At 64.0% G+C, this 14,346-nt stretch carries 16 protein-coding genes; 10 read left to right on the forward strand and 6 right to left on the reverse strand.

Annotated features, from left to right (window positions below; all coding sequences use genetic code 11):
- The first annotated feature begins 144 nt into the window (after positions 1 to 144).
- The 7 genes from NLM31_RS20220 to NLM31_RS43240 all read left to right on the forward strand — a co-directional run bounded on the left by NLM31_RS20220 (position 145) and on the right by NLM31_RS43240 (position 7,805).
- On the forward strand, positions 145 to 597 hold the full coding sequence (locus tag NLM31_RS20220; RefSeq protein WP_254131043.1) for a DoxX family protein: 453 nt from the start codon (positions 145 to 147) through the stop codon (positions 595 to 597).
- A 166-nt stretch (positions 598 to 763) separates the two neighbouring features.
- Positions 764 to 2,209 carry an outer membrane protein gene (locus NLM31_RS20225; protein WP_256561501.1) on the forward strand — a complete coding sequence of 482 codons (1,446 nt, stop codon included), beginning with the start codon at positions 764 to 766 and terminating at the stop codon, positions 2,207 to 2,209.
- Between the two features lie 128 nt (positions 2,210 to 2,337).
- Complete coding sequence (locus tag NLM31_RS43440) at positions 2,338 to 3,801, forward strand: tetratricopeptide repeat protein (RefSeq protein ID WP_375167494.1); 1,464 nt, start codon at positions 2,338 to 2,340, stop codon at positions 3,799 to 3,801.
- Between the two features lie 825 nt (positions 3,802 to 4,626).
- Positions 4,627 to 6,132 (forward strand): IS21 family transposase, encoded by a 1,506-nt coding sequence (gene istA, locus NLM31_RS20235; protein ID WP_254191935.1) that lies wholly within the window; start codon positions 4,627 to 4,629, stop codon positions 6,130 to 6,132.
- Positions 6,122 to 6,901, forward strand: a complete 780-nt coding sequence (gene istB, locus NLM31_RS20240) for an IS21-like element helper ATPase IstB (RefSeq protein WP_254191783.1) — start codon at positions 6,122 to 6,124, stop codon at positions 6,899 to 6,901. Before istA ends, istB begins: the two co-directional genes overlap by 11 nt.
- The gene (locus NLM31_RS20245; RefSeq protein ID WP_254191782.1) at positions 6,898 to 7,119 is read left to right on the forward strand and encodes a hypothetical protein; all 222 of its coding nucleotides are present in this window, start codon (positions 6,898 to 6,900) and stop codon (positions 7,117 to 7,119) included. Before istB ends, NLM31_RS20245 begins: the two co-directional genes overlap by 4 nt.
- Before the next feature lie 179 nt (positions 7,120 to 7,298).
- Positions 7,299 to 7,805 (forward strand): glycosyltransferase family 9 protein, encoded by a 507-nt coding sequence (locus NLM31_RS43240; RefSeq protein WP_254193389.1) that lies wholly within the window; start codon positions 7,299 to 7,301, stop codon positions 7,803 to 7,805.
- An 85-nt stretch (positions 7,806 to 7,890) separates the two neighbouring features.
- Here the strand turns inward: NLM31_RS43240 and NLM31_RS20255 are convergent, their stop codons facing one another.
- The 4 genes from NLM31_RS20255 to NLM31_RS20270 all read right to left on the reverse strand — a co-directional run bounded on the left by NLM31_RS20255 (position 7,891) and on the right by NLM31_RS20270 (position 12,098).
- On the reverse strand, positions 7,891 to 8,454 hold the full coding sequence (locus NLM31_RS20255) for a dihydrofolate reductase (RefSeq protein WP_254131047.1): 564 nt from the start codon (positions 8,452 to 8,454) through the stop codon (positions 7,891 to 7,893).
- Positions 8,455 to 8,461: 7 nt separating this feature from the next.
- The gene (locus tag NLM31_RS20260) at positions 8,462 to 9,478 is read right to left on the reverse strand and encodes a polysaccharide deacetylase family protein (protein WP_254193390.1); all 1,017 of its coding nucleotides are present in this window, start codon (positions 9,476 to 9,478) and stop codon (positions 8,462 to 8,464) included.
- A 179-nt stretch (positions 9,479 to 9,657) separates the two neighbouring features.
- Positions 9,658 to 10,227 (reverse strand): glutathione peroxidase, encoded by a 570-nt coding sequence (locus NLM31_RS20265; protein ID WP_254193391.1) that lies wholly within the window; start codon positions 10,225 to 10,227, stop codon positions 9,658 to 9,660.
- A 149-nt stretch (positions 10,228 to 10,376) separates the two neighbouring features.
- Positions 10,377 to 12,098, reverse strand: a complete 1,722-nt coding sequence (locus tag NLM31_RS20270) for a L,D-transpeptidase (protein WP_254193392.1) — start codon at positions 12,096 to 12,098, stop codon at positions 10,377 to 10,379.
- Positions 12,099 to 12,306: 208 nt separating this feature from the next.
- Here NLM31_RS20270 and NLM31_RS20275 point away from each other — a divergent pair, with 208 nt between their 5' ends.
- Positions 12,307 to 12,855, forward strand: a complete 549-nt coding sequence (locus NLM31_RS20275; protein ID WP_254131051.1) for a CreA family protein — start codon at positions 12,307 to 12,309, stop codon at positions 12,853 to 12,855.
- A 52-nt stretch (positions 12,856 to 12,907) separates the two neighbouring features.
- Here NLM31_RS20275 and NLM31_RS20280 read toward each other — a convergent pair whose 3' ends face one another.
- Positions 12,908 to 13,102 carry a hypothetical protein gene (locus NLM31_RS20280; RefSeq protein ID WP_254131052.1) on the reverse strand — a complete coding sequence of 65 codons (195 nt, stop codon included), beginning with the start codon at positions 13,100 to 13,102 and terminating at the stop codon, positions 12,908 to 12,910.
- A 232-nt stretch (positions 13,103 to 13,334) separates the two neighbouring features.
- Between NLM31_RS20280 and NLM31_RS20285 the strand changes: the two genes are divergently transcribed.
- A complete protein-coding gene (locus NLM31_RS20285; RefSeq protein ID WP_254193393.1) occupies positions 13,335 to 13,670 on the forward strand; it encodes a hypothetical protein in 336 nt (111 codons plus the stop codon).
- Between the two features lie 34 nt (positions 13,671 to 13,704).
- On the forward strand, positions 13,705 to 14,070 hold the full coding sequence (locus NLM31_RS20290) for a hypothetical protein (RefSeq protein WP_254193394.1): 366 nt from the start codon (positions 13,705 to 13,707) through the stop codon (positions 14,068 to 14,070).
- Positions 14,071 to 14,072: 2 nt separating this feature from the next.
- Here NLM31_RS20290 and NLM31_RS20295 read toward each other — a convergent pair whose 3' ends face one another.
- Positions 14,073 to 14,318, reverse strand: coding sequence for a DUF6719 family protein (locus NLM31_RS20295; RefSeq protein WP_254193395.1), 246 nt, complete (start codon positions 14,316 to 14,318; stop codon positions 14,073 to 14,075).
- Between the last annotated feature and the right edge of the window lie 28 nt (positions 14,319 to 14,346).

Here is a 14,346-nt window from a genome sequence, read left to right on the forward strand (position 1 = left end):
GAAGGGGCACCGGTCGTGCGGCCAGATTTGAATTGCTCGCAGTTTTCCATTTCCCCGTTTGTAAACCGGCCCACGACTCTCCATAATCGCGCGGTCCTTGCGTCCAAGTTCCGATTTCAAAAAGCCTGAGCCAAGAGGCCGACCATGCCAGCGTTCGTGACTTTCGGGCGAATCCTGTTCGCCGTGCTGTTCATCTACACGGGCGCGACCAAGCTCTTTGCCATCCAGGCCACTGCCGATTTCATCGCCACCAAGGTGGTGGTGCCTGACGTGATCGCGCCCTATGCCAAGCAGGTCGAGACCGCGACCGCGATGACCACCCCGCAGCTCCTGGCAATCGCGCTCGGCGGGCTCGAGATCATCGCAGGCCTGATGATCGCGCTGAACTTCGGCGCACGCTTCTTCGCGATGCTGATGATCATCTACATGGTGGTGTCGACCGTCCTGTTCTACGATTTCTGGAATCAGGCGGCGCCGGACAACGCCAAGATGCTGGTCGACGCGCTGAAGAATCTCTCGATCATCGGCGCGCTCTTCATGATCATGGGCTATGGCCGCGCCACGCGCTCGGTCGAGACGGCCTACGGCGACGTGTAGCCGGGTAGAAATCTCCGCCCGCATAAGCGCGCGACGTGAACCGTCATTCACGCGTTATGGCTTTGAGAACACAGCGGTTCTACAAAATCGCGGCCGCTGTGGAGTGTGCATCTTTCTCGCCTTGTCTGACTCTGCCGGAACCGAATACTAGCCGTCGATCGGTTGTATGGGCGCAACCGGCACGGGGTGTTGGGGGCGGGACTTGGTTCATTCGAAGCGACGGTTGGCGCGTGCGGTTGTTGTTCTGGGAGCAGCCCTTGTCGTAACGGCGGCGAACGCTGCCGACTTGCCCGTGAAGGCGCCGCCGCAGATGGCGCCCGTGGCGAACTGGACCCAGTTCTATGTCGGTGCAGGCCTTGGCTTCGACTTCGCGTCGGGGCGGTCGAACCTCGCGCCCGTTGGCGGCGGGCCTTCGCTGTTCAGCTTCGATGGCCTGCAGGGCGCCGATCTCGGATTGTCGGCATTCGCCGGGTTTGACTTCCAGGTTGCACCGCGCTTCGTGGTCGGCGGCTTCGTTGATTACGACTGGTCGCGGCAGCGGACGACTTTGAGCGTGGGCGGGAATGCCTTCGGGCAGATCGCCACGGCAACCACGCCGTCGCTCGACCAGGGCTGGACCATCGGCGGCCGTGCCGGATTTCTGGCGACGCCGGATATCCTGCTCTACGGCCTCGCCGGCTACAGCCAGATGCGCATCAACAACTGGAGCGGAACTTACACGATCGTCGGCGGTCCCTCGTTTACAGCGCAGGAATCCGCCCAGACCTCGCACGGCTACACGGTGGGTGCCGGCGTGGAATATCGCCTTGCCAACAATTGGTCGCTGCGCGGTGAGTATCGCTATGTCGATCTTGGCCACAACACGACCGTTGATCCGCTCGGCCCGATCTGGACCAACGATCTGGCGGAGCATGTGATCCGGATCGGTGCGGCCTACCGCTTTGGCCAATTTGGCGGTCCTGCGACGACCGCAGCGGCCGCGCCGGCGATCAATCCGGCGTGGACCGGCGTCTATGTCGGCGCGGGCATCGGCGGCGATGCCGTCACACCCCATGTGGCGGCTTCGGTCCCCGGCGCTCTGGATTTCAACGCGGCGGGCCTTGGTGGTGCCGATGTCGGCGGCACCTTCACCATCGGCTACGATCGTCAGATCGCGCCGAAATGGGTGGTCGGCGCCTTCGGCCTGATCGATGTGGCGACGAATGGCGGGGCCAGCGTGACGGCGACGGGGGCAGGCGCGGGGGGGACAGTCACGTCGGATCTGGCGTCGGTGAAGTGGGCCTGGACCGTCGGCGGCCGCGTTGGCTATCTCGTCTCGCCGGAAACGATGGTCTATGTGCTCGGCGGCTATACCGGCTCGACCGCGCGGTCGATCACGTACAGCTTCTTTGGATTCCAGAGCACCAGTCCGGAGCGCGAATATCATGGCGCCACCTTTGGCGGCGGCTTCGAGCGCTTCTTCAGTGACAGGATCTCGGCCCGCGCCGAATATCGCATGACGCATGTCGAGACGCGCGATGATCTCACGGACACCCTCTTCACCAACATCAGCGCCGGCGGCACGATCCACACGCTGCGCGGTTCGCTGGTCTATCACTTGCCGACGCCCTAGGTTGTAGGCGCGATCCAAAGCGATCGCGCAAGGCGCCCACGGGAGCTAACGCGCGGACGCCGGCGGGTGTGTCCAGCCCCGCACAAGGACGTTGCTGCAGAATGATCGGCAGGGTGGGGCCGATCGTCATGTTTGCTCAGCAGTCATCAGATTCGGTATCGCTCGAGGCCGGACTGGCGCATCATCGCGCAGGCCGCTTGCCGCAGGCAGAGGCGATCTACCGGCAGATCCTGGCATCCGCGCCGGATCACGCGGACGTAATTTTCCTCCTCGGCGTTGCTTCGCTCCAGACAGGTCACCCCGACAGGGCGCTCGATCTCTTCAGTCGTGCCGTCAAGCTGCAGCCCCGCAACAGCGCCTATCACAGCAACATGGCTGTCGCTCTGCGCGCGCTCGGACGCAAGGGCGAGGCCGTCGCGAGCTACCGGGAAGCGCTGCTGCATCAGCCCGGCAATCTGGACACGCACATTCAGCTTGGCCTCCTGCTGGGTGAATGCGGGGATCTCGCAAACGAGGAGGCGCAGTACCGGCTCGTGTTGCGACATCCCGTTGGCCTCGACCTCGCGGCGGTTCGTACTCAGGTCGATGCCCGTTTCCATCTCGCCAATCTGCTGGTGAGACGGAAGCAATTCGATGATGCGATCAGCGAATTTCGGCAGGTGCTGCGGCAAAGGCCGGATTTTGCGGAGGCGCATTGCAATCTCGGGGCTGTGCTGTTCGATCTTGCCGCCTTCGAGGAATGCGAGCGTTGCTATCGCGAGGCGCTGCGCCTCAAGCCGGCATTCGCGGAGGCCCATAACAATCTTGGAGGTCTTCTCCTCAAATTGAGGCGCCTCGACGAGGCCGAGCTCAATCTTCGCGAAGCTTGCAAACTCCGGCCGAATTTCGCCGAGGCCTTGAACAATCTCGGTGACTTGCTGCGTCTGCGGGGGCGGCTGGAAGAGGCGGAAGCATCCTGCAGGGAAGCTTTGCGTCTGAAGCCGGACTATGTTCCAGCGCAATTGACCCTGGGCAACGCGCTTCGTGAGGCCGGTCGCTTCCACGAAGCGGAGCCTTGCTATCGGACCGCGCTCGATCGCAATCCGAGTTGGCCGGAGGCGCTCAACAATCTCGGCACGCTCCTTTACGATCTCGGGCGGACCGATGAAGCCATTCAGAGTTTGCGTGCGGCGGTGGCGCAAAGGCCGGATTATGCCGACGCGCATTTCAACCTCGGGATCACGCTGTTGCTGGCCGGCCAGTTCGACGAAGGCTGGCGGGAATATGAGTGGCGATGGAAGCAGGAGACGAAGAAGCCGCATCTGCGCGGTTTCAGCCAGCCGCTCTGGGATGGAGGCGATATCGGTGATCGGGTCCTGTTGCTGCATGCGGAGCAGGGCCTGGGCGACACGCTCCAGTTCTGTCGCTTCGTGCCGGCCATTGCGGCGGGGCGGCGGGTCGTTCTCGAGGTTCAGCGGCCGCTGATGCCGCTCCTGACCGGGTTGCCCGGAATCGAGCGCGTCGTCGCGAATGGCGATCCGCTGCCGCCATTCGATCTGCATTGTCCGCTGCTGAGCCTGCCGCGGGTCCTCGGCATGTTGGTGACTTTCTAAATCCGCGCAAGAATGACGACGAGGTACGACGGCGGTAGAGCGAAGGCGTCCGCACGCGCGCTCACCAATCGCGCCGAAGCGGGCGGACGCCTTTGCGGCGACGACCAGCGTCTGAGTTGAGGAATAAAAGACGCGGGGCACGTCTCCGGGCGCCCTGAGGCTCCTTTCGACGTACCCCGCTTTGCGCCTGCCTTATGGTAGATCTGCGGGTAATCAGCGCCGCAGAAACAAAACCGGCGTAACACCGATCTCAACTGGCAAGTGGGGCTCGATGTCACGCCCCTCGGACGGTGCGCGGCCTGCACTATCGCACTGTCCGCGCGTTCCGTCGACCTTTTCCAGCAACCTCCGGCGGCGCTCCGAAAGGACCGCCGCGGATGCTCACGGGCCGCTTCTTTCTGTGCGGCCGCTGCCGTTCGCAGGTCACGATCTGCCGCAACTGCGACCGGGGACAACGCTATTGCGGCCATGACTGCGCCCGTGCTGCCCGCCGCGAGAGCCTGCGCGAGGCGGGACAGCGTTATCAGCGCAGCCGCCGCGGACGCCTGGCGCATGCGACCCGGGCCCGACGATACCGGGCGCGGCACAATAACGTGACGCATCACTCTCCACCCGCATGCCCTGTCGGTTCACTACTGCGCCGGCCTGCGGACGATGTCGTCGTTGCACCTACTGACGTCGGCGAGCGAGCGACGACATCGATCATGCCCATGCCGAGCTGTCGGCTCTGCGGCTGTCGGTTGTCGATGTTCGTTCGTACCGGCTTCGTGCGTCGCCGGGGGCCTCGTCATGCGCACCCCGCCTATGGAGGCCGAGACCCGACCGATGACCGTTATCCCTGAATTGGAAGCGCAGATCCTGCGTCTGTATCACGTCGAGAAATGGCGCTGCGGCACCATTGCGAAGCAGTTGCGGGTTCATCACACGACCGTGCATCGCGTCCTGACCCAGGCCGGACTGCCCAGGAATAGGCCGATATTGCGGCCCACGAAGATCGAGCCCTATCTGCCGATCGTCCTGAAGACGCTGGAGCAGTTCCCCGCACTCACGGCCAGCCGCCTGTATGCGATGATGCGTGAGCGCGGCTACCGCGGGTCGCCCAGCTACTTCCGGCACCTGATCGCTTTGCACCGTCCACGCAAGCCAGCCGAGGCGTTCCTGCGGCTGCGCACGTTGCCGTCTGAACAAGGGCAGGTGGATTGGGGGCACTTCGGTCACATCGAGATCGGTCGCGCCCGCCGTCCGCTGATGGCGTTCGTCATGGTGCTGTCGTACTCGCGCGACATCTACCTGCGCTTCTTCCTCGATGCGCGCATGGAAAACTTCCTGCGCGGCCACATCGGCGCGTTCAACACATGGTGTGGGCTGCCCCGGGTCCTGCTCTACGACAATCTTAAGAGCGCGGTGCTCGAGCGCCAGGGTGATGCGATCCGATTCCATCCCACGCTGCTTGCCTTCGCCGGCCATTATCGGTTCGAGCCGCGTCCTGTCGCGGTTGCCCGGGGCAACGAAAAAGGCCGTGTCGAGCGCGCTATACGGCATATCCGGGAGGCATTCTTCATCGCCCGCAAGTTCACCGATCTCGACGACCTGAATGCCCAGGCCGAACAATGGTGCCGATCCGAAGCGGCGGACCGACCATGTCCGGAGGATCGCGAGATGACAGTACGCCAGGCGTTCGCAAAGGAGCAACCACTGCTTCTGCCGCTGCCCGCCAACCCGTATCCCGTTGAGGAGCAGGTCGCCGTGAAGGTCGGCAAAACGCCCTATGTGCGGTTCGACCTGAACGACTACACGGTTCCCCATACCCATGTTCGGCGCATGCTGAGCGTGCGGGCCGATCTCAGCCAGGTCCGGATCTTCGACGGCGCGCAAATGATCGCCAGTCACCGTCGCAGCTATGATCGTGGCCAAGAGATCGAAGACCGACGACACCTGAAGGATCTCGTCGAGATCAAGCGTGAGGCGCGCCAGCATCGCGGCCTCAACAGCCTCACCCGAGCCGTGCCGGTCTGTCAGACCCTGATGATCAGGGCCGCCGAACGTGGCGCCAACATCGGTGCGCTCACGACCGCGCTGCTGCGGCTGCTCGATCGCTACGGCGCAACGGAATTGCAGGCTGCGGTCGAGGACGCTTTGCGTGCGGGCTCCGTCCATGCGGCGACGGTCCGCGCCGCACTCGAACGTCGGCGCCTTGAGCGTGGTGAACCGCCGCCCGTCGAAACCAGCCTGCCCGAACATGTGCGGCGCAAGGATACAACGGTCCGGCCGCACCGCCTCGACAGCTACGACCAACTGACCCCTTCTGGAGATAACGACGATGAGCACTGATGATGCCCTGCTGAACCGCGCCAAGGCGCTGCGCCTCAACGGCCTGGTCGAACACTGGGACGAAATCGCCGGCGCCCCATGGCTGGCCCCCATGCTGCAATGGGAGGAGGAGGAACGTGCCCGGCGCTCGCTGCAGCGACGCCTGCGCGACGCCAGGATCGGTCACTTCAAACCGATGGCCGATTACGACTGGCTCTGGTCCAGGCGCCTCGACCGCGCCGCAGTGGAGCAATTGATGTCGCTGTCCTTCATGAACGACGCAACCAACATCGTCTTCGTCGGACCAAACGGCGTCGGAAAGTCGACCCTCGCGCAGAATATCGCCTACCAGGCGCTCATCGCCGGTCACTCGGTCTTGTTCCGATCGGCCAGCGAAATGCTCGGCGAGCTTGCCGCCCTCGACAGCGATACCGCTTTGCGCCGAAGGCTCCATCACTACGCCGCCGCCGACGTTCTGGCGATCGACGAGGTGGGATATCTATCCTACTCGAACCGTCACGCAGACCTGCTGTTCGAACTCGTCAGCCGGCGCTATCAGGCCCGCTCCACAATCGTGACCACCAACAAGCCCTTCGCCGCATGGACGGAGGTCTTCCCAAATGCCGCATGTGTCGTCAGCCTGGTCGACCGCCTCGTGCACCGATCCGAGGTGATCTCCATCGACGGCGAATCCTACCGCCTCAAGGAAGCTCTGGAACGCGCCGAGGCCCAGAGCACACAGCATCGAAGCCGGCCCGCCAGCACCAACGAGAAGGAGCACGTTGCATGACCAGAAACCACCATCAACCATCCGGCCTCAACTTCGGGATCAGCTTCCTCATCAATCCCGAATGGACCCCGGAGCAGGCGCTCGCTGTCCACGAGCTCCTCAAGGATCTATCCGACAACATCTGGTCGCACTACTGCCTCAAGATCCAGGAACTCATCCAGGAGCAACAAGCGCCGGCCGATCACCGCGACGACGAAGAGCAACCATACTCCTTCTGAAACACACACCACTGCGACACTCGGCGGCGGCCTTTGCGGGCCGCCTTTTTAGTTCCCTCACCATCCTACCGCCCATTCTTGTCGTCATTTTTGTGCGGATTTAGAAAGTCACCAACATCGGCACCACGCTCGACACCATCCCGCGCGAGGCACCTTATCTCCGCGCCGAACCGCAGCGCGTGGCGGCCTGGCGCGAGCGGGTCGGGCAGCTCGATGGCCTGCGGGTCGGCCTGGTCTGGGCCGGCAATCAGACGATGAGCGGCGACCGCCGACGCTCCGTTCCGCTCGAACGATTTTCGGAGCTTGCGGATCTGCCGGGGGTGAGTTTCGTCTCTCTGCAGAAGGGGCCAGGGGCCAGCCAGTCGCCGCCGCCGGGTCTGTCCATGCACGACTGGACGGACGATCTCCACGACTTCGGCGAGACCGCGGCGCTGATCGAGGCACTGGACCTGGTCATCGCTGTCGATACGGGCGTGGCGCATCTGGCCGGCGCGCTTGGTCGCCCGGTCTGGCTGCTCAATCGCTTCGATCGGTGCTGGCGGTGGCAGCTGGACCGCGACGACAGCCCCTGGTATCCGAGCCTGCGGCAATTCCGGCAAAGTCAGCCCGGCGATTGGACCAGCGTCCTCCGCAACGTGCGCGCTGAGCTCGAGGCTCGCAGCCTGGCCAGGCCCGTTCGGCCGTGAGGGTTATGCAGGGCTAGCCCGTCCATTGCATGAAGGTATCAAAATACCGGATACCGGTACTGTGCATGGGGTTGTTTCGCGCGCTTTAGACGGAGCTTCGCGCCGGCCGCCATGGCGTGACCGTCACATCATGGGCGGCGTCGAGCAGATAAGGCGTGCCCGGCTTCATCCCATGCGACGACAGCACCTCATGCGGCGTCCGCTTGGGGACGTCGACGAAGCAGCCTTCGCCGCCGGGCAACCGCACATGCGGGGCTTCCGACAGCCAGAACGTGTCGTAGCGCTCCATGAACATCTCGAACACGTCGGGGCCGCCGATGACCGCGATCCGTCCCGAGGCGACATCGGCGAACGCGATCGCGTCCTCGAAGCTCGCATGATCCGGATTCCACAGCGTCGCGTTCGGCATCTCCGGATCGACGGTGAGGGCCTTGATCTTGCGGGTGGTGATCAGCCGCTTGCGCTGGGGCGAGTTCGGCTGCCCCTCATGCGAGTTGCGGCCGTGCACGATCAGCGCCGCGCCATCGAGCGCCTGCTCGAAGAACAGCTTGTCGCCTGCGAACTTCAGGCTGTCGGGCATGACCCCGCTGGCGTCGGCAAGCATGCCGTCCGCCGAGACGATGACGTAGCCTTCGAAATGGAAAGACAAGCGACGTCTATTCGGAAACGGTCGTCACCACGGAATTGACCGGGCGCGTGCTCACCGTCGGCAGCTTGACGTCCTTCATCAGGTCCTGGTCGTATTCGGGGAGCGAGGCGACCGGCGCCTTGGCACGCATTGCCACCACCTTGTAGCCGCCGGCCTTGAGGCGGTTCAGCAGCTCGGGCAGGGCTTCCGCCGTGTGCTTCTGGAAGTCGTGCATCAGGATGATGCCCTTGCCCTTCTTCTCGAGCCCCTTCATCACGGTCTCGATCACCTTCTCCGGCTTGGAGGCCTTGAAGTCGAAGGAGTCGATGTCGCAGGAGAAGATCGCGACGTTGCGGTTGCCGAGATAGGTGACCATCTCCGGCGGGTGTTGCAGCGCCGGGAAGCGGAAGAACGCCGCGGGCGAAATGCCGCCGAGCGCCCATTTCACGGCACTGATGCCCTTCTCGATCTCTTCCTTGCGCTGCGCCTCGGTCAGCTTCTTGTTGTTGAGGTTGGCGTGCGACCAGGTGTGGGTGCCGACGGTGTGGCCGGCCGCATAGACCTGCTTCAGGATCTCCGGCTCGTAGGTGGCGTGCTTGCCGATCGAGAAGAAGATGCCGGTGGTGCACTGCTCGGCGAGCGCCTTCAGCACGGCGGGCGTGTTGTGCGGCCAGGGACCGTCGTCGAAGGTCAGGACGACCTCCTTGTCGCGCAGGAAGTCGAGCTCCTTGAAGTGCTCGAAGCCGAAGCCGGGACCGCCGGTGGTGTCGATCTCCACGGTGCGGGCGACGCCCAGCGCGTTCGGATTGTTGCAGGCCGCGCGCGCCGGCTGCGGCGCCTGTTGCGGCGGCGGCGGGAAGGCGGCGGCCTGCGGCGCGGGCGCTGCGGCAGGTGCTGCTGCAGGTGCCGGAGCTGCTGCCGGTGCTGCCGCGGGGGCGGCCTGAGTCGCGGCTGCGGGTTTCGCGGCCGGGGTCTGCGACCATGCCGCGCCTGTCAGCGCAACAGACATCGCGCTTGCCAAAATCAGTCCTGCCGCCACACGCATGGTGTTGTCCTCGAGATTGATCCCGTTGTTCCGCCGTGGCTTTTCGCCTCCGGCAAAACCCATCCTGCCCCTGATCATCCTAGCCTAGATGGTGCCCCGTCGCCATGGCAACGGCTGTTTGGCGCTTCGCCCCAATTGTGCCCAGACCAGTTCGAGAGGCCTGTTTGAGCGGGGATGACTCAGCTGTCAGCCAGGGTTCTGGCGATCGCCGTCTTGATGCGCGTGTCGGCGGGCTCGACAGCCGACGGAAACACCTCGGCGATGTAGCCGTCGCGGCCGATCAGGTACTTGTGGAAGTTCCACTTCGGGACCTCCTTCGGCCGTGCCTCGGCCGCCCATCTGTAGAACGGATGCGCCTTCGCCCCGACCACGACGGCCTTGGCGGTGATGGGGAAGGTAACGCCGTATTGGTGGTGCGCGGTCTCCGAGATCTCGCTGGTGCCGCCGGGCTCCTGGCCGCCGAAATCGTTGGAGGGCACGCCGATCACGGTGAGCCCGCGCTTGCCAAACTCGCTCCAGAGCTCCTGCAGCCCGGCATATTGCGGGGTGTAGCCGCACAGCGATGCGGTGTTCACGACCAGCACGGGCTTGCCGGTAAAGGCGGCCAGCCGGATGTCGTCGCCGGAGAGAGCTGGGAACGAGAACGCGTAAGCGGAAATGCGGCTCAAGCCGCCATCGGCCTGCACGCGCGTAGCCGATGTGGCTGCTGCGAGAAGCGCTGTGGTGAGAACGGCTCTGCGGTTCAACATGGCGGCGTCCCCCGGATGTGATCCGGCGCGCAGTCTACTCCGGCGAGACGGCCGGCCTGCTCAACACCGCGTTATCTGGTGCGGTGTCGGGCTCTTATTTTGACGCGTTTTCTTTACGCGAACCGGCATCCACTTCGCTTGAAAACGCTCTAGTAAAGGCGAACGATGAAGTCGGTGCCTTCGCCGGTCTCGCCCTGATTGATGCCCTGGTCGGAGACGATCACCGAGCCGCCGGTGCTGAGCATCTCGTTGATCTTCGCCATGGTGTCGGCGGGGATCGTGATGCGATCCAGTGCCTCGGCCGGGCTGTCCGGCGTGATCACCGGCTTTGCGGCGACGGGGATCACGGCGGCGCCACGCTGGCGGCGCGTAACGTGTCCGTCGTCCTCGCGCGAAGCGGCGCGGACGGCGACGGGCAGGGACACCACCGACCAATGCAGCGCGTTGGAATCGGTCTTGTCGACCTCGGCGGTGAAGACATGCGTGCCGAGCGGGCGGTCGCTTGCCGCAATCGTCACGGGCACGTCGAACAGCGGCGCAAAGTTCTGCCGCACGTAGAGCTTGGAATCCTTGCGGCTGATGAACACCGCGATCTGGCCGGTCCGCTTCGGCAGGTCCGGCTTCACGGACGGCGCGGGATCGGCGACGCGGGTCTGATCTTTCTTTGCGTCCGGCGAGGCGGCTTGCGCCGGCGCCGTTGCGGTCACCGCCGCGTCGGGCTTCTTCTCGGTCGCTGCAGCGTCAGCCTTGACCGGCTCGGGCTTGGTCGGTTCGGATTTGGTCGGTTCGGACTTTACCGTTTCGGCAGGCGCAGTTTCCGCCTTCGGCGCGTCGGACTTCGCAGCCTCGACGGCGTCAGCCGGCTTCTCGTCCGATGTCGTCTTGGGAGCTTCTGCAGCCTCTGCAGGCTTCGCGTCGGTGCTCGCCGCGTCGGGCTGCCTGGCCGGCTCGGAGGCCTCGGTGGACTTGGCGTCGGTCGTTGTCTCGGTCTTGGCGGCTTCCTCGCGGACCGGTGCATTGCCCGTGGTCACATCCGACATCACGGTATGGCCGACGCTGGAGCGCAGCTCGAGCACGCTGTCGGCGCTCGCGGTCTTCGTCTCAGGAGACTTCGTCTCGGCGGGCTTGGCGTCCGTGACCTTGGTCTCGGGCGCGCCCTTGTCCGCCTTGTCGCCGACGCTCGTTGCCGGCTCGAGGCTTGCGGCCGGCTGCGGCGGGACGCGCAGAGAGGCGAGCATCGGATGCGAGAAGTTCTGCGGCGTCATCTGGCCGGGCGCGACGATCACGCGCGCGCCCATCTTGGTCCAGTTCCACATCTTCACCGCGAACGCCATCGGCATGCGGATGCAGCCATGCGAGGCCGGATAGCCCGGCAGCACGCCGGCATGCATGGCGACGCCGGACCAGGTGATCCGCTGCATGTACGGCATCGGCGCGCCGCTATAGATGTTCGAGTGGTGGAATTTGTGCTTCTGGATGACGCTGAACACGCCCATCGGCGTCGAGTGGCCCTTCATGCCGGTCGACACCGGCGACTCCGCAAACACGCCCTTGGAGTCGTAAATCGTCACCTTCTGCCGGTCGATCGAGACAACGATCACGAGCGGACCCTGCGGCTTCGCGCCGGCCTCCTTCTCGGCGAGGGTTTCCTTCTTGCCCGCTCCCGCGCCGCGCTTCTGCGGCTTCTGTCGCGGTCCCTCGGGATGTCGCTCTGGCTGGGAGTAGTAGGACGTGCCCGAATAGTCCGGTGTGTAATAGAACGCGGCTTCTGCCTGGCTGGTCGTACCGATCGCCCCCGCGGCCGTCAGAATGGCAAACTGCCACAGCCGCACCGGCGCGGCAGCAAAACGGGACCCGTTCACGCTAGTCATTCCTCGAATCCATAATCCAAATCAGACATTAGTCTCGCAGAGGGGATATGCGTTCACCAGCACAGCAGTTCTGCCCTTGGCTACTTTTGTTCTGGACGTAGCAAAAAAGCCTCACAGAGCGGTAAACGACGGCCGCGGCCGGCTGCCATCATCTTCCTGAACGATCACCCCATACCTACATTGCCGGGACTTGTTACCGGAGAACTTCATGTCATCTCGTTTCCTCGGTCTTTCAGGCATCCGCTTGAAAGGCCTCGCTTTATTGCTTCTGGCTATGGCCGTGCCGGCGGCGTCCGCGCAAGCTGCCGACGAGCCGGATCTGATCTTCCGCCGCTCCACCGTGTTCAAATGGATGAGCCCGAATGACAAGCTCGCGACCTATGGCCTCGACGACCCCGAGGTCGAGGGCGTGGCCTGCCATTTCACAGTACCGGAAAAGGGCGGTTTCAAGGGCTGGCTCGGTCTTGCCGAGGAGGTTTCCGACGTCTCGCTCGCCTGCCGCCAGATCGGCCCGATCAAGTTCAAGGACAAGATGGAGCAGGGCGACGACATGTTCCGCAAGCGACGCTCGCTCTTCTTCAAGAAGATGCAGATCGTCCGTGGCTGCGACGCCAAGCGCAACGTCCTAGTCTACATGGTCTATTCGGACAAGCTGATCGAGGGATCGCCGAAGAACTCGACCTCGACGGTGCCGATCATGCCGTGGGGGCCGGCCGACGCGAACGTCCAGAAGTGCGGCGACTTCTTCACTCAGTGACGCACTTGCGTTCACTCAGTGGCGACTTGTTCACTCAGTGACGCGTTAGCGTTCACTCAATGATGTGATCGCGGCTCGCGCGCGGTTTCGCAAGGTGCGAGCCGCTCAGCCGTACGAACGCCTGTGGCGCGGCCTCGTAGCCGCGGCCCGATTGCAGGGCCATCGCTCCCGGCGAAGCGTTGCGTTGATCAGCGCGGTCGGTCCGTTCGGCCGCGTCGCGCGCCGTTGCGCGATCTTGCGCCATCATGATGGCAATTCCTTACATGCGCCCGGTTGACGGGCTTTCAGTTTTCGAAGGCTTCGGTCGCGCCCGGCAAACTGCGGGTTCATCGGCGGGACCGGCCTTCGTTTCGGTTCCTTTCAGCAGAGAACCGTAAAATGCATGTGAAGCGCTGACGTCGCGGATGTGACCACGTCACTTCAACCGACGTGGATGGCGGCTCCCAGGCAGGTTCAAACCGTCGCGCGCTCCATCTGAAATGATTGATGTTTTTCGAGAATTGTTTCGTCCGTGCGCGGGCGATGAAACAATTCTCACCTGGAACGAAACCATTTTGAGCTTTGGGCGCATCACGGAAGAAACCGCGGATGGTTATCAGCGTCACAACGACGACGGCACACCGCCGGCCACGCGATTCGGGGACAGATACATGCGCGCGCTCAGCTTCATCCTTGCTTTCGGCTTCGTGCTCGCCGGTTCCTCGTTTGCCGGTGCGCCGGACGGTAATCTGCCTGGTATCGGCACCTTCCAATACAGCGGCTCGCCGGTGACGACCACGGCGCCGCAGCCGATCGTTCTGGCCGCGCGTTTCTGATCAGCAACAAGAAAATAAACCGGCAAAAGCCATCATGCACCTTCGTCTCTGCGCTGCAGCGGTCCTCTCCCTTCTGATGGTCAGTTCCGTCCAGGCGCAGGTGCGCGCGCCGAACCGGTTGCCGGATCCGCGCACCGAATTCGTGCGGCAATGTGCCCCGCGCATGCTCGGACGCTGGGAGCATCCGGAAGAGGTTTGCGGCTGCCTGCACGACCATGCCGCGGCTGTCGTCGAAGATCGCGACCTGCGCGAGGCGCTGCTGCGCGGCATCAGCGAGACCGGTGTTCCCACGATCGAGACCGATTGGGTGCCGGCGGCCAAGCAAAGCGAAATCGGCGCGACCTTCACCAAGATCGCCAAGCCGACCCTGCAGTGCATGTTCGACCCGGCGAAGTCGTAGGGCTACTTCGATTTCGGACCGTACCGCGCCACGCAGGAACTGGTTCGCACGACGCCCTTGTCGCTCATCTTCGAACCGCGCACTTCCTTGACCTGTCCAGCTGGGCAGGTTCCGTCATCCACCATCACGCGCTGACCCAGCTTGAGATCCACGATGTCCTGCTCGCGGCCGACCGTGGCTGCGTGCGCCGTCGTCGCGAGCGCGGCTGAGATCAGGAGCGAAAGGCAGACTGCGTAGCGGAGTGACATGATCAGTGGTTCCGGCGTCGATGCCGCA

It is taken from the genome of Bradyrhizobium sp. CCGUVB4N (genome assembly GCF_024199945.1).
In the GTDB taxonomy this organism is placed as follows: Bacteria; Pseudomonadota; Alphaproteobacteria; order Rhizobiales; family Xanthobacteraceae; genus Bradyrhizobium.